Source organism: Pseudomonas sp. UC 17F4 (assembly GCF_900101695.1).
Lineage (GTDB): Bacteria > Pseudomonadota > Gammaproteobacteria > Pseudomonadales > Pseudomonadaceae > Aquipseudomonas.
Genome location: NZ_FNKV01000001.1, coordinates 5,146,147 through 5,163,552, shown reverse-complemented (window position 1 = coordinate 5,163,552; position 17,406 = coordinate 5,146,147). Strand labels below are relative to the sequence as shown.

General features: G+C 63.9%; 20 protein-coding genes. 12 read left to right on the top strand and 8 right to left on the bottom strand.

Annotated elements, in window-relative coordinates; all coding sequences use genetic code 11:
* Nucleotides 1-3: 3 nt before the first annotated feature.
* Together BLR26_RS23505 and BLR26_RS23500 are read right to left on the bottom strand one after the other, a co-directional pair.
* Nucleotides 4-474, bottom strand: a complete 471-nt coding sequence (locus tag BLR26_RS23505) for an RNA methyltransferase (RefSeq protein WP_093386219.1) — start codon at nucleotides 472-474, stop codon at nucleotides 4-6.
* 61 nt (nucleotides 475-535) lie between these two features.
* Complete coding sequence (locus BLR26_RS23500) at nucleotides 536-907, bottom strand: YajD family HNH nuclease (RefSeq protein ID WP_038996595.1); 372 nt, start codon at nucleotides 905-907, stop codon at nucleotides 536-538.
* Between the two features lie 126 nt (nucleotides 908-1,033).
* Here BLR26_RS23500 and BLR26_RS23495 point away from each other — a divergent pair, with 126 nt between their 5' ends.
* Nucleotides 1,034-1,306 carry a hypothetical protein gene (locus BLR26_RS23495; RefSeq protein WP_093386214.1) on the top strand — a complete coding sequence of 91 codons (273 nt, stop codon included), beginning with the start codon at nucleotides 1,034-1,036 and terminating at the stop codon, nucleotides 1,304-1,306.
* Here the strand turns inward: BLR26_RS23495 and BLR26_RS23490 are convergent.
* A complete protein-coding gene (locus BLR26_RS23490) occupies nucleotides 1,303-1,776 on the bottom strand; it encodes a cyclic nucleotide-binding domain-containing protein (protein WP_093386209.1) in 474 nt (157 codons plus the stop codon). The two genes, BLR26_RS23495 and BLR26_RS23490, sit on opposite strands and share 4 nt — an antisense overlap.
* Nucleotides 1,777-1,871: 95 nt before the next feature.
* Nucleotides 1,872-3,923 carry a S9 family peptidase gene (locus BLR26_RS23485; RefSeq protein WP_093386205.1) on the bottom strand — a complete coding sequence of 684 codons (2,052 nt, stop codon included), beginning with the start codon at nucleotides 3,921-3,923 and terminating at the stop codon, nucleotides 1,872-1,874.
* 84 nt (nucleotides 3,924-4,007) lie between these two features.
* On the opposite strand from BLR26_RS23485, the gene BLR26_RS23480 reads away from it, so the two are divergent.
* From BLR26_RS23480 to BLR26_RS23470, 3 genes are read left to right on the top strand one after another with little or no spacing between them, the layout of a single operon-like run.
* On the top strand, nucleotides 4,008-4,499 hold the full coding sequence (locus tag BLR26_RS23480; RefSeq protein ID WP_093386201.1) for an MFS transporter: 492 nt from the start codon (nucleotides 4,008-4,010) through the stop codon (nucleotides 4,497-4,499).
* 22 nt (nucleotides 4,500-4,521) lie between these two features.
* Nucleotides 4,522-5,298: a class II glutamine amidotransferase gene (locus BLR26_RS23475; RefSeq protein WP_045193474.1), complete on the top strand. Its 777-nt coding sequence runs from the start codon at nucleotides 4,522-4,524 to the stop codon at nucleotides 5,296-5,298.
* Nucleotides 5,299-5,309: 11 nt separating this feature from the next.
* Nucleotides 5,310-5,831 (top strand): DUF2937 family protein, encoded by a 522-nt coding sequence (locus tag BLR26_RS23470; RefSeq protein ID WP_093386196.1) that lies wholly within the window; start codon nucleotides 5,310-5,312, stop codon nucleotides 5,829-5,831.
* Here BLR26_RS23470 and BLR26_RS23465 read toward each other — a convergent pair.
* Nucleotides 5,828-6,739 carry a LysR family transcriptional regulator gene (locus BLR26_RS23465; protein WP_045193472.1) on the bottom strand — a complete coding sequence of 304 codons (912 nt, stop codon included), beginning with the start codon at nucleotides 6,737-6,739 and terminating at the stop codon, nucleotides 5,828-5,830. The genes BLR26_RS23470 and BLR26_RS23465 overlap by 4 nt on opposite strands.
* Before the next feature lie 142 nt (nucleotides 6,740-6,881).
* Here BLR26_RS23465 and BLR26_RS23460 point away from each other — a divergent pair, with 142 nt between their 5' ends.
* The 4 genes from BLR26_RS23460 to BLR26_RS23445 are packed head-to-tail and all read left to right on the top strand — an operon-like array spanning nucleotide 6,882 to nucleotide 10,564.
* Nucleotides 6,882-8,168: an MFS transporter gene (locus BLR26_RS23460; RefSeq protein WP_045193471.1), complete on the top strand. Its 1,287-nt coding sequence runs from the start codon at nucleotides 6,882-6,884 to the stop codon at nucleotides 8,166-8,168.
* 25 nt (nucleotides 8,169-8,193) lie between these two features.
* Nucleotides 8,194-8,946, top strand: a complete 753-nt coding sequence (locus BLR26_RS23455; protein ID WP_093386191.1) for a 5-oxoprolinase subunit PxpA — start codon at nucleotides 8,194-8,196, stop codon at nucleotides 8,944-8,946.
* Nucleotides 8,943-9,647 carry a 5-oxoprolinase subunit PxpB gene (pxpB, locus tag BLR26_RS23450; RefSeq protein WP_093386187.1) on the top strand — a complete coding sequence of 235 codons (705 nt, stop codon included), beginning with the start codon at nucleotides 8,943-8,945 and terminating at the stop codon, nucleotides 9,645-9,647. The genes BLR26_RS23455 and pxpB overlap by 4 nt, the downstream gene beginning before the upstream one ends.
* Nucleotides 9,644-10,564 (top strand): 5-oxoprolinase subunit C family protein, encoded by a 921-nt coding sequence (locus BLR26_RS23445; protein WP_093386183.1) that lies wholly within the window; start codon nucleotides 9,644-9,646, stop codon nucleotides 10,562-10,564. The genes pxpB and BLR26_RS23445 overlap by 4 nt, the downstream gene beginning before the upstream one ends.
* Before the next feature lie 65 nt (nucleotides 10,565-10,629).
* Here the strand turns inward: BLR26_RS23445 and BLR26_RS23440 are convergent, their stop codons facing one another.
* From BLR26_RS23440 to BLR26_RS23430, 3 genes are all read right to left on the bottom strand, one after another.
* Entirely contained in the window at nucleotides 10,630-11,808 is a 1,179-nt protein-coding gene (locus BLR26_RS23440) for a vWA domain-containing protein (RefSeq protein ID WP_045193466.1), read from the bottom strand.
* 16 nt (nucleotides 11,809-11,824) lie between these two features.
* A complete protein-coding gene (locus tag BLR26_RS23435; RefSeq protein WP_093386178.1) occupies nucleotides 11,825-12,670 on the bottom strand; it encodes an AAA family ATPase in 846 nt (281 codons plus the stop codon).
* A gap of 138 nt (nucleotides 12,671-12,808) precedes the next feature.
* Nucleotides 12,809-13,882, bottom strand: a complete 1,074-nt coding sequence (locus BLR26_RS23430; protein ID WP_093386173.1) for a DUF748 domain-containing protein — start codon at nucleotides 13,880-13,882, stop codon at nucleotides 12,809-12,811.
* Nucleotides 13,883-14,013: 131 nt separating this feature from the next.
* Between BLR26_RS23430 and cysK the strand changes: the two genes are divergently transcribed.
* The 4 genes from cysK (at nucleotide 14,014) to BLR26_RS23415 (ending at nucleotide 17,373) form a co-directional block, all read left to right on the top strand.
* Nucleotides 14,014-14,988: a cysteine synthase A gene (cysK, locus tag BLR26_RS23425; protein WP_045193464.1), complete on the top strand. Its 975-nt coding sequence runs from the start codon at nucleotides 14,014-14,016 to the stop codon at nucleotides 14,986-14,988.
* 161 nt (nucleotides 14,989-15,149) lie between these two features.
* On the top strand, nucleotides 15,150-16,085 hold the full coding sequence (locus BLR26_RS23420; protein WP_093386168.1) for an aspartyl/asparaginyl beta-hydroxylase domain-containing protein: 936 nt from the start codon (nucleotides 15,150-15,152) through the stop codon (nucleotides 16,083-16,085).
* Between the two features lie 128 nt (nucleotides 16,086-16,213).
* Nucleotides 16,214-16,375, top strand: coding sequence for a hypothetical protein (locus BLR26_RS27375; RefSeq protein WP_176794290.1), 162 nt, complete (start codon nucleotides 16,214-16,216; stop codon nucleotides 16,373-16,375).
* Nucleotides 16,376-16,482: 107 nt separating this feature from the next.
* Nucleotides 16,483-17,373 carry a DMT family transporter gene (locus tag BLR26_RS23415; protein ID WP_093386164.1) on the top strand — a complete coding sequence of 297 codons (891 nt, stop codon included), beginning with the start codon at nucleotides 16,483-16,485 and terminating at the stop codon, nucleotides 17,371-17,373.
* Nucleotides 17,374-17,406 lie beyond the last annotated feature (33 nt).

The window sequence follows — 17,406 nt, the reverse complement described above, 5'->3', positions numbered from 1 at the left end:
GGCTTACTTGAATTTCGGCCCGGAGCGGGTGTTCAGGCCCTTGGCCAGGCGGTCATAGAGCACCACGTTGACGGTGGCGGCAAGGTTCATGCAACCGTTGGTCGGGATGTAGATGGTCTCTTCACACCAGGCCCGCACGCTCGGGTCGAGGGAGCCGTCTTCGGGGCCGAAGATATAGATCGCGCGGTCCGGGTGGGTGTACTCGGGCAGCGCCCGGGCGCCGTCGACCAGCTCTACCGCCACCGGCGTGCAGCCCAGGGGGATAATCTTCTGCAGGTCGTCGATACCGATCAGCGGAATGTCGTAGTGCACCCGCTTGGTGTCGGTGACGAAGTCGCGGGCGCGCTCATAGCGCTTGCCGGTGTAGAACACCGAGTTGACGCCGTAGCAACCCGCGGCGCGCATCACCGAACCGACGTTCTCTGCTGACTTGGGGTTGAACAGACCAATGCAGCTGTACCGTTTGTTCGCCACGTGCCGGGGCCCTTCGCAAAAAAGACGCGATTATACGGGCTTGCCGGCGACTGTGGGCGCTTCAGTCCTTCTTCAGCATCCCGGCCAGGGCCGCAAACGGATTGTGGGTGGCCTTGGCGATGCTCGGGCTGCTGGTCGAGCCTTCGCTGAAGTACTGCTGGTCGGTATAGCGCGAGTGCTCGTTGTCGTGGCAGTACAGGCACAGCAGCTCCCAGTTGGAACCGTCCTGGGGGTTGTTGTCGTGGTTGTGGTCACGGTGGTGCACGGTCAGCTCGCTCAGGCGCTTGCCGGCGAACTCGCGGGCGCAGCGGCCACACACGTGCGGGTACATGCGCAGGGCCTTGTCACGGTAGCCCATTTCCTTGTCGCGCTTGGCGTCGGCGAGGATGCGGTCTAGCCGTGCGGTGGCGGCGGCAGAGGATGACGAACTCATGGGATTACCTTTTCTCGGGCTTGTTACGGTTATGCCTTGAAGTTTAGCCCGATGGCGGGCAATTCGGACAGGCAAACCGTGCGCGGTGGGAGTAGCCTGTAGCCAGGACCCTCAAGGAGCCTGCGCATGCGTTACGCGATCATTGCCGTACTGATCTGTGCCAGCCTGCAAAGCACCGTGGCCGCCGAGTTGCAACCGCGGCTGGCCACGCCGGTGCCGGGGGCGCCGGGCACCGCCACGCCAACACCCTATCCGCAGGTGACGCCAAGTACGCCGCCGCGGGCCGGTGATGCGCGACCGGGCTCGCCATTGCTGCCGCCGATGCCGCTGCCCGCTCCACCCAAGGACCAGCCGTTGCCCGGCCTGAATCCGGACAACAACAAGGGCAAGGGCGACTAGACCTGCTGCGCCAGACGCTGGCCGTCCTGCATGCGCAGGCGCCGCGACAAGGCCACGGCCAGGGCGCGGATGATCTTGGCGGCGATCTTCGGGGCGTCGTTGAGCATCTTTTCCAGCGAGTCCTTGCCCAGGTTGAGCAGTTGGCAGTCGCTGGCGGCAATGCAACTGGCCGAGCGCCGTTCACCGTCGAGCACGGCCATTTCGCCGAAGGCACGGCCCTTGCGCAGGGTGGCGATTTCGACCTGGCGCTGCTCGGCGTCGGTCTTGCGTACCGACACCACGCCGTGGTGGATGATGCACATGAAGGTGCCGGCACCGCCTTCGCGGAAAATTTCTTCACCTTCGCTCATGCTGCTGATGCTGAAATAGCCGGCGGCGGCCTGGAAGTCGACAGGCAGCAACTGGTCGAACAGGCCGCAGTCCATGAGCATGTCGCGGATTTCGTTGTTGAGGTGGGTGGGTTCAGGCATTTGCGTCGTTCTTTTAGTTTTGTGGTGTCTGATAATCGCGGGTCAAGCCCGCTCCTACAGGGGCGGGCGGTGACTCAGACAACAAATTTTCCGATTTACACCACGCCCAGCACGTTAAATACGAACGCATACTCCAGCGCCACATCGCGCAGCCCCTGGTAGCGCCCGCTCATGCCGCCGTGGCCGGCGCCCATTTCGGTCTTGAGCAGCAGCAGGTTGTCGTCGGTCTTGGTCACCCGCAGCCGCGCCACCCACTTGGCCGCTTCCCAGTACTGCACGCGGCTGTCGTTGTAACCGGCGATCACCAGCAGGGCAGGGTAGGCCTGGGCGCGGACGTTTTCATAGGGTGCGTAGGCCTTGATCCGCTCGTACACCTCGGGTTCTTCGGGGTTGCCCCACTCGTCGTATTCGGTGACGGTCAGCGGCAGTTCCGGGTCGAGCATGGTATTGAGCACGTCGACGAACGGCACTTCGGCAATCGCCGCCTTGAACAGCTCCGGGCGCTGGTTGAGTACTGCGCCGATCAGCAGGCCACCGGCGCTGCCGCCGCTGATCGCCAGTTGCCCGGCGCAGGTAACGCCCTGGGCGATCAGGTGTTCGGCGCAGGCAATGAAGTCGCCGAAGGTGTTGTGCTTGTGCTCCTGCTTGCCGGCGCGGTACCAGGCTTCACCCAGCTCGCCGCCACCACGCACGTGGGCGATGGCAAAGGCCACGCCGCGTTCGAGCAGGCTCAGGCGGGCGTGGGAGAACCACGGGTCGAGGCTTTCGCCATAGGCGCCATAACCGTACAGGTACAGCGGCACCGGCTTGCCGACGTCGGCGCGGCGCTGCACCAGGCTGATCGGTACCTGGGTGCCGTCGGCGGCAGTGGCCCACAGGCGCTGGCTGACGTAGGCATCCGGGTCGAACGGGCCGAGCACCGGGGTTTGCTTGAGCACTTGCTGGGCGCCGCTGGCCAGCTCCAGTTGGCGTACCTGGGCCGGGCGGTTGAGCGACTGGTAACGCAGGCGGATGCGCGGGCTGACGAACTCCAGGCTGTCCTGCACGTACAAGCTGTAGGCAGCGTCTGGCAGCTCGACGCGGTAGGCCGGCAGGCCTTGTGGGCGCACCTCGATGATTGGCAGGCCGCCTTCGCGCAGGCTCAGGGTCAGGGCGCTGGCGTTGAGGGTCAGGCCTTCGAGCATCACCGTGTCGCGGTGGGCCACCAGCAGTTGCCATTGCTCGCGGCTCGGCACGCTATCGGCTTGGGCCTGGTACAGGGCGAAGTTGATGCCGTCCTGGTTGCTGCGGATGAACCAGCGCCACTGGCCTTCGAGCTGGCCGTGGTCAGGGTAGTACTCGTGGCCCTCGACCCGCGGCGCCAGGCAGGTGAAGGCCTGCTCGGGATGTTCGGCGTCGAGCACCCAGGCTTCGCTGGTGGTCTTGCTGTTGAGCAGCAGGATCAGCTGGCGCTCGGAGCTGGCGCGGTAGCAGTGCAGAAAGAAACGACCGTCGGTTTCTTCATATACTGGTGCAACGCTGCCGCTGCCCAGGCGATGGCGCAACAGCTTGTGCGGGCGATGGGTGTCGTCCAGCTCGGCGAAGAACAGCGTCTGGTTGTCGTTGGCCCAGGTCATGCTGCCGTCGCAGTCCTCGAACGGCAGTTGCTCGATGGCGCCGCTGGCCAGTTCCTTGACGTACAGGGTGTAGATTTCGTCGCCCGTGGTGTCCAGGCTGTAGGCCAGGCGCTGGTGGTCGGGGCTGATGCTGAAGGCACCGAGGGACAGAAAGCCGCCCTGGGCCAGTTCATTGGGGTCGAGCAGCAGCTCTTCGCGGCTTTCATCGACCGTGTTGGAATCGTCGGCCGGGCGCGGGCAGCGGTAGTGGCGGGCGTATTCGTCACCGGCGGTGGTGCGCGTGTAGTACAGGTACGGGCCCCAGGGCGAAGGCAGCGACAGGTCGGTTTCGAGGATGCGCGCCTTGATCTCTTCGAACAGTTGCTCGCGCAGCGGCGCCTGAGCGGCCAGCTGCGCCTCTTGATAGGCGTTCTCGGCGTTCAGGTACGCCAGCACCTCGGGGGTGTCGCGCTGCTGCAGCCAGGCATAGGGATCGGCACCTTCGGCCTTGCGGGCAATCGGGGCACGGGGAGCGGTGGCGTCTGCGGACATGCGGGGTTCTCTTGGCTGGGGGGCGCCTGCGCGCGGAAAAGTGTTTATCATAAGCGTCTATTTGCCTAGCTTGCCACGGACACCATGACCGAGAACGACTATCTGCTCGCCTGGGGCCTCTACGCCCTTGCCGCCTTGGGATGCCTGCTGGTGGGCTTTCGCCTGACCTCATGGATGTGGCGCTGGTTGCGCGAACCGCTGCGGGTGCTGATGGCGGTGCTGCTGCTGACCCCGACCATTGTCGACCCGGTGAAAGAAAAGTTCGCCCCGGCCATCGCCATTGCCGCCCTCGACACCCTGTTCAAGGTCGGCAACAACGCCCTGCGCGCCGCAGCCGACCTGGCCATGTACGGCATGATTGCCTTTGCCCTGTTTGCGCTGTTCGTGCTCATCCGCTGGCCGCTCGAGCGCCGTGCCAGGGCCCGCCGCGAGCAGGCGCAAGCCGCCGCGCAACGTGAAGCGGACGAGCCTGTGAGCGATGAGCCGTTCGCCGCCGAGCGCAGCGACCGCTACCGTAACCCGCCACCTGCAGCGCCGCTGGGCGGCAGTGGCACGCGGGTCGAGCCGCGCCTGTAGCCTTTGCCCGGAGCAGCCAAGCATGTGTGAATTACTGGGCATGAGCGCCAATGTGCCGACCGACATCGTTTTCAGCTTCACCGGGCTGATGCAGCGCGGCGGGCGCACCGGCCCGCACCGTGACGGCTGGGGCATCGCCTTCTACGAAGGCCGTGGCCTGCGCCTGTTCCAGGACCCGGCGGCGAGCTGCGAGTCGGAAGTCGCCAACCTGGTGCAACGCTACCCGATCAAGAGCGAGGTGGTGATCGGCCACATTCGCCAGGCCAACGTCGGCAAGGTCTGCCTGTCCAATACCCATCCGTTCGTGCGCGAGCTGTGGGGGCGCAACTGGTGCTTTGCGCACAACGGCCAGCTCGGCGAGTTCAAGGGCCAGGCGACCTTCTATCGGCCGGTTGGCGACACCGACAGCGAAGCGGCGTTTTGCGACCTGCTCAACCGCGTGCGCGAAGCCTTCCCCGAACCGGTCGAGGTCGAGCAATTGCTGCCGGTGCTGGTCGAGGCCTGCGCCGAATACCGTGGCAAGGGCGTGTTCAACTGCCTGTTCAGCGATGGCGACTGGCTGTTCTGCTTCTGTTCGACCAAGCTGGTGCACATCACCCGCCGAGCGCCGTTTGGCCCGGCACGGCTGAAGGACGTCGACATGATCGTCGACTTCCAGGCCGAAACCACCCCTAACGATGTGGTCACGGTGATCGCCACCGAGGCCCTCACCGAGAACGAAACCTGGCACCGCTACGCACCTGGCCAGTGGGCCCTGTGGCGCCGTGGCGAATGCATCGCCGAAGGCCAGGCCAGCTAAGGATCAGCCCCATGTTCAGAAGTTACCTGCGCTTGCTGTTGTTTACCTGCGGTTTGCTGGTCGGGCTGCAGGTGCCGGGCTATATCGTCGATTACAGCCAGCGGGTCGAGGCGCACCTGCTTGAATCGCGCGAAGGCCTTAAGGGTTTTGAAGACACCGCCAAGCGCTTCTTCAACGGCGACCTGCAGGCCTTGGTGCGCCATTACCGCAGCAGCGACGACCCGGTGTTCACCAGCGATGCCAACAGCATCGAGAGCCTGTTGATCCGCAATCGCCAGTTCGAGCAGGAATGGCAGATCGTGCAGGGCCCGTGGCTGGCGAAAACCTGGCATGTGCTGGTTACCGCCAACCCGCAACTGCGCGAAGAAACCCTCAACGCTTACCGCTACCAGATTCTGCTTAACCCCGAGGCCCTGGCCTGGGGCCTGAGCTGCGCGCTGCTGCTGGCGCTGGTGGTCGAAAGCCTGCTGCTGTTGCTCGGCTGGGTGGCCCTCGGCGGGCGGCGCAAGGCGGTGCAGGAGAGCTGGCGCTAAACCAGCACGATGCGCTGCGGCCCGGCATCGCGGGCGTAGCGCTCCAGCACGTTGCGGCACAGTTGCACCACCTCGTCGACCAGCTCGACGCCGGTCTGCCAGGCCACCACCAGCTCCAGGCTCGGTGGCTGCCGGGCCAGCGGCAGCAGGATCAGCTCGCCACGGGCCAGTTCCTCGCTGACCAGCGCCGGTGGCAGGGCGCCAATACCAAAACCATCACGCAACAGCCGGGTGATCGCCGCCACCGAGTTCACGCAGTTCAGCCGTGGCGCGCCGACCCCTTCGGCCTGCAGCAGGCTGAGCACTTCCTGGTGCGGGCGGGAATTTTTCGAAAAGGTCACGATGCGCTCGCGGGCCAGGTCCGCCAGCGAGGCGTAGTCGCGGTTGTAGATTGACTGGCTGGCGACGATCCAGCCCATGGGGTAGCGCGCCAGGTCCAGGCTGCGGATGCTTTCCTGGCGCAACAGGTCGGTTTGCAGGATTACATCGAGAAAGCCTTTTTGCAGTTGTTCGCGCAAGTTAAGCGCCGTATCGGCGATCAACTCGATTTCCACCTGCGGGTAGCGCTCCATCAACTCCGCCACCAGCGGGCTCATCCAGGTGTGGATTACCGTGTCCATCACGCCGATGCGAATGCGCCCGACCTTGGCCCGGTCGCTGTCCAGCGATTGCTTGAGGGCCTTGGCGGTGTCGAGCATCTGTTCGGCGTACTCGAGCACCTTGCTGCCTTCCGGGGTCAGGCTCACGCCGCGTGAGTCGCGCAGCAGCAACCTGACCCCGAGATCGGCCTCAAGCGCGGCGATGCGGCTGGAGATCGAGGCCTGGGTGGTGAAGAGTTTTTCGGCGGTCAGGCGAAAACTCTTGAGGCGGGCGACCCAGACGAAGGTTTCGAGGAATTTGAGGTTCATGGCGCGCTCACTGATCAAGTTTTTCTTATGCCAGACAGCTGGTTTTTCTCGTTGGACGACAACCTGCGGGCGTCGAAAAATGATCCTCAAGCCGCGACACATGTTGTCGTCGTTAAAACAATACCAACAAGCTGAGGCAACCATGAACCCATCGGGCGTGCAGCAACAGGTCAAAGCCAGGTCAGTGGCGGGGCCATTCGACTGGTACCGCAACATCAACAAGCAGGAACGCCGGACCTTCTGGAGCTGCAAGATCGGCTACGGCCTCGATGGCATGGACACGCAGATGCTCAGCTTCGTCATCCCCACCCTGATCGCCCTGTGGGGCATCAGCACCGCCGAAGCCGGGTTGATTCACACCAGCACCCTGATCGCCTCGGCCTTGGGCGGCTGGATCGCCGGTATCCTTTCCGACCGCATCGGCCGCGTGCGCACCCTGCAATTGACGGTGCTGTGGTTCGCCTTCTTCACCTTTCTTTGCGGCTTTGCCCAGAACTACGAACAGTTGTTGATCGCCCGCACCCTGATGGGCTTCGGCTTTGGTGGCGAATGGACCGCCGGCGCCGTGCTGATCGGCGAAGTGATCCGCGCCCAGGACCGTGGCAAGGCAGTGGGCATGGTGCAGTCTGGCTGGGCCATCGGCTGGGGCCTGACGGCGATCCTGTATGCCGTGCTGTTTTCGCTGTTGCCGCCGGAAGATGCCTGGCGCGCACTGTTTTTGCTGGGCATTGTGCCAGCGGTGTTCGTGATTTTCGTTCGCCGCCTGGTCAAGGACCCGGAGATCTACCAGCAGGCCAAGGCCGCGGAAAAGACCGCAGCGCCGTCGCATTTTTATGAAATCTTCGCCCCGGGCATGCTCTTCACCACGATCCGCGCCTCGCTGCTGACCACCGGCGCCCTGGGCGGCTACTACGCCATCACCTCGTGGCTGCCGACCTTCCTCAAGAACGAGCGCGGCTTGAGCGTACTGGGTACCGGCGGCTACCTGGCGATGGTGATCTTCGGCTCCTACATCGGCTATGTGATCAGCGCCTACCTCACCGACCTGCTGGGCCGGAAAAAGAACTTCATCCTCTTCGCCGTCGGTTCGTTCATCATTGTCCTGCTCTACACCCAGATGCCGGTCAGCGACGGCGTCATGCTCTGGCTGGGCTTCCCCCTGGGCTTCTTCGCCTCGGGGATCTTCAGCGGCATGGGCGCGTTTCTCACCGAACTCTTCCCCACCCGCATCCGCGGCTCGGGCCAGGGCTTTTGCTACAACATCGGCCGCGCGCTGGCGGCGTTCTTCCCGCTGCTGATCGGCTTGCTGAGCCAGAAGATTCCCCTGGGCCTGGGCATCGGCGGATTTGCCGCAGTGTCCTACGGAGTGGTAATTCTGGCAGCCTTGAGCCTGCCGGAAACCCGCGGCAAACAATTAGAAGCCCATTAAGGCCGAGCCTGAAGGAGTGTCACACGTGAGCCGCCTGTTATTGAATTGCGATATGGGTGAAAGTTTTGGCAGCTGGACCATGGGCCTGGATGCCCAGGTCATGCCTTATGTTGATTGCGCCAACATTGCCTGCGGTTTTCATGCCGGCGACCCCGGGATCATGCGCAAGACCGTGGCCCTGGCCGTGGCCAGCCAGGTGCGCATCGGCGCCCATCCGGCCTACCCGGACCTGGCCGGCTTCGGCCGCCGCTCCATGGCCTGTAGCGCCGAAGAGATTCGCGACCTGCTGCATTACCAGATCGGCGCCCTGGACGGCATTTGCCGTACCCAGGGTACCCGGGTTGCCTACGTCAAACCCCACGGCGCGCTGTACAACGACATGATGGCCGAGCCGCTCAAGCTGCGTGCCGTCCTCGAAGCCGTGGCCGCCTATGACCGGCAGTTGCCGCTGATGCTGATGGCCACCGCCGACAACAGCGCGGCCCAGGCCTTGGGCGATGAGTACGGTGTAACCCTGTGGTTCGAAGCCTTTGCCGACCGCGCCTACGACGCCGGCGGCCACTTGCTGTCGCGGCGCTTGCCGGGGGCGGTGCACCATGATCCGGCGATGATTGTCGAGCAGGCCCTGCGCCTGGCCCGCGGCGAGGCGCTGAGCGCCAGCGATGGCAGCGCGTTGCTGCTGCAGGCCGATACCCTGTGCGTGCATGGCGACAACGACAGCTCGATCGCCGCCGTGCGGCAGATTCGCCAGGCCCTCGATGCCCAGGCGGTGCCATGAACTACCGTATTGAAGTAGTGGCCATCGATAGCCTGATGGTGCGCCTGTTCGACCAGATCGATGAAGGCAACATGCCCTGGCTGCTTGCCGCCAGCCAGCGCCTGCGCAGCGCCTTTGCCGGGCGCCTGGTCGACCTGGTGCCGTCCTATACCACGCTGATGGTGCAGTTCGACCTGCTCCAGTTGTCGCCGGCCGAGGCCCAGGCCTGTATTCGGCAAGCGCTCACCGACTTGCAGCCGGACCCTGGCAGCGCAGGCCGCCAGCACGAGATTCCGGTGTGGTATGACCCAAGTGTCGGCCCGGAGCTGCAACTGCTGGCCGAGCGTTGCAACACATCGGTGGCCGACATCATTCGCCGCCACAGCGAGCGTGAGTACCAGGTGTTCGCCCTGGGCTTTGCCCCCGGCTTCGCCTTCATGGGCCTGGTCGAACAAGCCCTGGCCGCGCCGCGCCTGGCCACCCCGCGCAAACGCGTGGCGGCCGGCAGCGTGGGCATTGCCGAGCGCCAGACCGCCGCTTATCCAGCGGTTTCTCCCGGCGGCTGGAACCTGATCGGGCGCACCCCGAGCAAGCTTTTTGACCGTCAACGCGAGGGCTACAGCCTGTTGCAGCCGGGTGACCGGGTGCGCTTCGTGGCGGTTGAGCGCGCCACCTTCATCAACCTGGGCGGCGACGATACCCCGCTGGAGGCACAGGCATGAGCCGCTTGTCGATCGAGGCCAGCACGCCGCTGTGCCTGCTGCAGGATGCCGGGCGCTTTGGTGTGCGCCACCTGGGCGTGACCCAGGGCGGGGCGCTGGACTGGGTGTCGATGCGCTGGGCCAACTGGCTGCTGGGCAACGCGCCCGAGGCCGCGGTGGTCGAGGTCACCCTCGGTGGTTTCAGCCTGATTGCCGAGCAGGACTGTTGCCTGGCCCTGGCCGGCGCCGACCTCGACGCACGCCTCGATGGCCAGCCGCTCAAGCCCTGGCGCAGCTTCAGCATGGGCAAGGGCCAGCGCTTGCGCCTGAATGCGCCGCTGCATGGCGCCCGTGCCTACATCGCCGCGCCGGGCGGCTTCAAGGCGCCGCAGGTACTGGGCAGTTGTGCCAGCGTGGTACGTGAAGCGCTCGGCGGGCTGGATGGTTTGGGCTCGCCGCTGGCCAAGGGGCAAGCGCTGGAATACGCCGGTGTGGCAGCGGCGCTCAAAGAAGTGCCGGAAGCGTTATGGCCGGACTTTACCGACAGGTTGCCGCTTGATCTGTTGCTCGGCGCGCAGATCGGCGATTTTAGCGGCACAAGCCTGTTTGAAGCGTTCAACCGCGACTGGACCCTCGACAGCCGCGCTGATCGCATGGGCATGCGCTTGCTCGGGCCGGTGTTGCACTACCAGGGGCCGGCGATGATTTCCGAGGGGATTGCGTTGGGCGCGGTGCAGGTGCCGCCGGATGGCCAGCCGATCGTGCTGCTCAATGATCGTCAGACCATTGGTGGTTATCCACGCTTGGGCGCGTTGACGCCGTTGGCCCTGGCGAGGATGGCGCAGATGCTGCCGGGGAGGGTGGTGCGCTTTCGGCCGGTGGTGCAGGAGATGGCGTGGCTTGAGCAGCGGGCGTTTCTTGAAAGGTTTGTTGGCTGAGCGGGCCTCATCGCGGGTCAAGCCCGCTCCTACAGGGGGTAGGAGCGGGCTTGACCCGCGATGCTCTACTTGGACAAAAACCGCATGCCTTCTTCCAGCCCGCGCAAAGTCAGCGGGAACATCCGGTCTTCGACCAGCTCGCGCACGATGTTGGTCGAGGCGGTGTAGCCCCAGGTGTCCTTCGGGTAGGGGTTGATCCAGATGAGCTTCTTGTACTTCTCCATGAAGCGCTGCATCCACACGTAGCCGGCTTCCTCGTTCCAGTGCTCGACGCTGCCACCGGGCTGGGTGATCTCGTAGGGCGCCATGGCCGCGTCACCGACGAACACCACCTTGTAGTCGGCGCCGTACTTGTGCAGCAAATCCAGGGTCGAGGTGCGCTCGGAGGTACGGCGCAGGTTGTTCTTCCACACCGACTCGTAGACGAAGTTGTGGAAGTAGTAGTACTCCAGGTGCTTGAACTCGGTCTTGCAGGCCGAGAACAGTTCTTCGCAGATCTTCACGTGGGCGTCCATTGAGCCGCCGATGTCGAACAGCAGCAGCAACTTGACGCTGTTGCGCCGCTCCGGGCGCATCTGGATGTTGAGCAGGCCGGCATCGCGGGCGGTGTGGTCGATGGTGCCGTCGATGTCCAGCTCTTCGGCCGCGCCCTGGCGGGCGAACTTGCGCAGCCGGCGCAGGGCCAGCTTGATGTTGCGCGTGCCCAGTTCGACCTGGTCGTCGAGGTTCTTGTACTCGCGCTGGTCCCAGACCTTGACCGCCTTGCCCTGGCGCTTGCCGGCATCGCCGACGCGGATGCCCTCGGGGTTGAAACCGCCCGAGCCGAACGGGCTGGTGCCGCCGGTGCCGATCCATTTGTTGCCGCCGGCATGGCGTTCCTTTTGCTCTTCGAGGCGCTTCTTGAACTCTTCGATGAGCTTGTCGAGGCCGCCCAGGGACTGGATCTGCGCGCGTTCCTCGTCGCTCAGCGAGCGTTCGAACTCCTTGCGCAGCCAGTCTTCGGGAATCAAGGCTTCCAGGTGCTGGTTGAGGTTCTCAAGGCCCTTGAAATAGGCCGAGAACGCCCGGTCGAACTTGTCGAAATGACGCTCGTCCTTGACCAGGATGGCCCGCGACAAGTAGTAGAACTCGTCCATGTCGGCAAAGGTCACGCGCTGCTTGAGGGCATTGAGCAAATCAAGCAGCTCGCGCACCGACACCGGCACCTTGGCCGCGCGCATTTCATTGAACAGATTGAGCAGCATGGCTATTGCTCCCGGCTCAGCGGTTACCGCGACGGCTCATGAAGGCCAGGCGTTCGAGCAACTGCACGTCCTGTTCGTTCTTGACCAGGGCCCCGGCCAGCGGCGGGATGGCCTTGGTCGGATCACGTTCGCGCAGCACCGCTTCGCCGATGTTGTCGGCCATCAGCAGCTTGAGCCAGTCGACCAGCTCGGAGGTCGACGGTTTTTTCTTCAGGCCCGGCACTTTGCGCACGTCGAAGAACACGTCCAGCGCTTCGCTGACCAGGTCCTTCTTGATGTTCGGGTAGTGCACATCGACGATCTGCTGCAGGGTGCTGCGGTCAGGGAAGGCAATGTAGTGGAAGAAGCAGCGGCGCAAGAAGGCGTCGGGCAGTTCCTTTTCGTTGTTCGAGGTAATGATGATGATCGGGCGCTGCTTGGCCTTGATCGTCTCGTCGGTCTCGTAAACGTAGAACTCCATTTTGTCGAGTTCCTGCAACAGGTCGTTGGGGAACTCGATGTCGGCCTTGTCGATTTCGTCGATCAGCAGAATGACCCGCTCTTCGGACTCGAAGGCCTCCCAGAGCTTGCCTTTCTTCAGGTAGTTGCGCACGTCGTGGACCTTGTCGACGCCCAGTTGCGAGTCACGCAGGCGGCTGACCGCGTCGTACTCGTAGAGGCCCTGGTGGGCCTTGGTGGTCGACTTGATGTGCCAGGTGATCAGCTTGGCGCCAAAGGATTCGGCCAGCTGTTCGGCGAGCATGGTCTTGCCGGTGCCCGGCTCGCCCTTGACCAGCAGCGGTCGCTCCAGGGTGATCGCCGCGTTGACCGCCAGTTTCAGGTCGTCTGTAGCGACATAAGCGCTGGTGCCTTCGAACTTCATGAACCGATCCTCTAACGTAGCGCCGGGGGTACTTGGCCCCTGGCGGAAAAATTGTCATGCACGACTATAACGCGGGCTCCGGGCGAGTGGGAACGCAGACGGCCCATTCAGTCTCTGAATGGACCGTCACTCGGTGACTCAGTCAGCCTTGGGCGGCGTTTGCTCATAACGGGCGTTGAAGGCCTTGACAAAGCCGTTGCGCAATATCTGCAAAAACGCCTCGAAGGCACTGATATCGCTTTTATGCACGCTGCCGCTGAGTTCCACGCGGGTGGCGAACTGGTTCTTGCCCTGGTTCTTCAGCACGGTTTCGCTGCCGCCGACCAGTGCTTCCCAGATCGAGCGGAAAAAGCCCTTGTCCTGGTTCTGAACGTCCTGCTGCCAGTTGAACACATCGACATCACGCAGCAGCGGTTTGATGTAGCCGGTGAGCCGGCCGTTTTGCGCTTGCGCCTCGATCACCAGGTCGCCGTGGCCGGCATTGAAGTCGAACTTGCCATAGGCGCTGGCGAAGTCATTGAGCCGGCGCAGCTCGATGCCGGTGGCGCGCAGGCGGAACTTGAAGTCGTCGAAGTCGCTGAACGGGTCGAAGGTGGCGCTGCTTTCGACACTGGCATCGCCCAGCAGCCGGGCCTTGGCGTCGAACGTGGCATCGCGGCGGCCCTTGCGGTCCTCGACGTTGGTCAGGTTGCGGATGCTGGCATCGAGTTGGGTGGCCTTGAGGTTGACCGGCGGCCTGGAGTTGAAGTTGCGAAAACTCAAGGTGCCGTCTTCGATGCGCACTTCGTTGAGGGTGATCGGCAGCAGTTTTTCCAGCTGTTGGCGCCAGTCGGTGCCCTGGCCGGTCTGTGAACTCTGCTTGCTGGCGCCGTCGACGAAGTTCAGCTGCGGCTTGAGGAAGGTCACCTCGGCGACCACCGCCTGGTCGTGCCACAGCGAATGCCAGCTGACCGAGAGGTCGATCAATGGCGCTTCAAGCAGGGGCACCGGCACCTTGCCACTGGTCTTGACGATGTTCAGGCCGTTGATCTTGTAGGCGCCGCGCCACAACGCCAGGTCGACATCGGTGACCTGGCCGCGGTAGTCGCCCATGTCGGCCAGCTTGTCGTTGAGGTAGTTGCGCACCAGCAGCGGCAGGGTCAGGTGCAAGGCCAATAGTAACAATGTGATACCCAGCAGCCCCCACAAGGGCCAGCGATAGCGGCGTTTCATCGGCGGCGGTTCCCGGCAAGGTAGTGATCGGTTGACCCCTGTCAGCCTCAGGGGTTCGCCGGTTGTGGACGCACTGGCGCTGCAGGCTTACCCTTGAAGTTTTCCGCCCGGTGCATAAAAGGACCCCCGCCATGAGCCGTATCTTTGCTGACAACGCGCATTCCATCGGCAATACGCCGCTGGTGCAGATCAACCGCATCGCCCCCCGCGGCGTCACCGTGCTGGCCAAGATCGAGGGGCGCAACCCCGGTTATTCGGTCAAGTGCCGGATCGGCGCGAACATGATCTGGGACGCCGAAAGCAGCGGCAAACTCAAGCCGGGCATGACCATCGTCGAGCCGACCTCGGGCAACACCGGCATCGGCCTGGCCTTTGTCGCTGCCGCCCGTGGCTACAAGTTGCTGCTGACCATGCCGGCGTCGATGAGCATCGAACGGCGCAAGGTGCTCAAGGCCCTGGGCGCCGAGCTTGTGCTCACCGAGCCTGCCAAGGGCATGAAAGGCGCGATCGAAAAGGCCAGCGAAATTGTCGCCAGCGACCCGTCGGCGTACTTTTTGCCCGGCCAGTTCGAGAACCCGGCCAACCCGGCGATCCATGAAAAGACCACCGGCCCGGAGATCTGGAACGACACCGATGGCGCGGTCGATGTGCTGGTGGCGGGCGTCGGCACCGGCGGCACCATTACCGGGGTGTCGCGCTACATCAAGCAGACCCAGGGCAAGGCCATTCTGTCGGTGGCGGTCGAGCCGCTCGGCTCGCCGGTGATCACCCAGGCCCGTGCCGGTGAAGAGATCAAGCCCAGCCCGCACAAGATCCAGGGCATTGGCGCCGGTTTCGTGCCGAAGAACCTTGACCTGTCGATGGTCGACCAGGTCGAGCTGGTCAGCGACGAGGAGTCCAAGGCCATGGCCCTGCGCCTGATGCAGGAGGAGGGCATCCTCTGCGGGATTTCCTCCGGGGCGGCCATGGCCGCAGCGGTGCGCCTGGCGGAAAAACCGGAAATGCAGGGCAAGACCATCGTCGTGATCCTGCCGGACTCGGGCGAGCGCTACCTGTCGAGCATGCTGTTTGCCGACCTGTTCACCGAGCAGGAAAACCAGCAGTAAGTCGCCGCGGCGCTGATCCCGGGCAATAACCGGCGCCGCTGTTTGTTGCACAATCCTTAACACTGAATCCCGGCCCTGCAGGTTTTCAGCAGGGCTGGATCGGTTAATATGTTCGATTAATCCGGCAGCGATGGCCTGATCGAAATTCCAAGGAGTGTTGCATGACCTTTTCCTTTGTCGCCAAGGCAGGTGTACTGCTGCTGTTCTTCGGCAGCACACTGTATGTGCACCTGCGCGGCAAGGCGCGTTTGCCAATGTTGCGCCAGTTCGTCAACCATTCGGCGCTGTTCGCCCCTTATAACGCCCTGATGTACCTGTTTTCCGGTGTGCCGTCCAAGCCGTACCTGGACCGCAGCCGTTTCCCCGAGCTCGACGTGCTCAAGGACAACTGGGAAGTGATCCGCGAAGAGGCCATGCACCTGTTCGACGAGGGTTACATCCGCGCCGCCGAGAAAGACAATGACGCCGGCTTCGGTTCGTTCTTCAAGAAGGGCTGGAAGCGTTTTTACCTGAAGTGGTACGACAAGCCGCTGCCTTCGGCCGAGACGTTGTGCCCGAAGACCGTCGCGCTGGTCAACAGCATCCCCAACGTCAAAGGTGCGATGTTCGCCCTGCTGCCTGGTGGCAGCCACCTGAACCCGCACCGCGACCCGTTCGCCGGTTCCCTGCGCTATCACCTGGGCCTGTCGACGCCCAACTCCGACGACTGCCGGATCTACGTCGATGGCCAGGTGTACGCCTGGCGCGACGGTGAAGACGTGATGTTCGACGAGACCTACGTGCACTGGGTCAAGAACGAAACCGAGACCACCCGGGTGATCCTCTTCTGCGACGTCGAGCGCCCGCTCAACAGCCCGCTGATGACCCGCATCAACCGCAAGGTCAGTGCCTTCCTCGGCCGCGCCACCGCGCCGCAGAACACCGACGACGAGCGCGTGGGCGGGATCAACCAGGCCTATGCCTGGAGCAAGCGCTTCAGCAATGTCATCAGCAGCCGCGTGAAGCAGTTCAAGCGTGCCAATCCCAAGGCCTACCGGGTGTTGCGTCCGGTGCTGGCGGTGGTGGTTGCCTACTTGCTGTATCGCTGGTTGTTCTGAAACAGCATCGCGGGGCAAGTCGAGGCGTCGCACCGCCGCTCCCACCGGTGGGAGCGGCGACCCGACTTGCCCCGCGATAAACTCACCGCTATAGTCAGACCCACTTCACCCTCACCGAAGACCTGCTCATGCCAGCTTCCTGCCCAGCCACCGTATTCGCTACCGCGCCTGACGCGGTTGTCGTTGTGCGCGCGAGCCAGCAGCCGGCCATGATCAGTCACTACCCACCACCTGTCAGTAGCGTGGTCGTGTGCATCGTTGCACCGCCAGCGGTGGTAGTGCTGGGCTAAGCGGCCAATCGCTGCGCTCCCACACACCTGCACCCTACTGAATACGGTTGGCTGCCCCTCGCGGGTAGCGCCGTTCGGCTTATCTGCCCGAATTACAGGTGGCATTCATGTCTGTTCTATCGAAACAATCTATGGTCTCGGCGGCCACTACCAGCCTGTTCGTCCTGCTCTGGAGTAGCGGGGCGATCGTCTCCAAGCTCGGCCTGGCCCACGCCAGCCCGTTTGCCTTCCTGCTGCTGCGTTCGGCCCTGGCCCTGGCCGGCCTGCTGTTGCTCAGCCCGTTGCTCAAACTGCGCTGGCCGCGCAGCCGCCCGGCGCTGCTGCAAGCCCTGGCCACCGGTTGCGTGCTGCTCGGCGCCTACCAGATCTTCTACCTGCTGGCGCTCAACACCCACGTTACCCCCGGGGTCATGGCCACGGTCATGGGCGTGCAACCGATCCTCACCGTGGTGCTGATGGAGCGCCAGCGCTCCTGGAGCCGGTTGTTCGGCCTGGGCCTGGGCCTGAGCGGGTTGATCATGGTGGTTTACCAGGGCATCAACCTCGGTGGCGTGTCGCTGGCCGGGATGCTGTTTGCCTTGCTGGCGCTGATGAGCATGACCTGCGGTTCGATCATGCAAAAGCGCATCACCAGCAACCCCATGGGCACCCTGCCGTTGCAGTACATTGCCGGGCTGATGATGTGCGCGGTGTTTGCGCCGTTCCAGCCGCTGCACGTGGAACTGACCGACAGTTTCATCGGCGCGTTATTGTGGATGGGCCTGGTGGTGTCGCTGCTGGCGACCTTGCTGCTGTACCGGCTGATCGCCAAGGGCAACCTGGTCAATGTCACCAGCCTGTTCTACCTGGTGCCCGCAGTGACGGCGGTAATGGACTACCTGATCTTCGGCAACCGTCTGGCGGCGCTCAGCCTGTTGGGCATGGGGCTGATCGTCATCGGCCTGCTGTTCGTGTTCCGCAAGCCCGCAGCCACGCAGGCGCAACTGCAGGCTGACTGACCGTACGGACCGCCCGGCAGCGCGCCGGGCGGT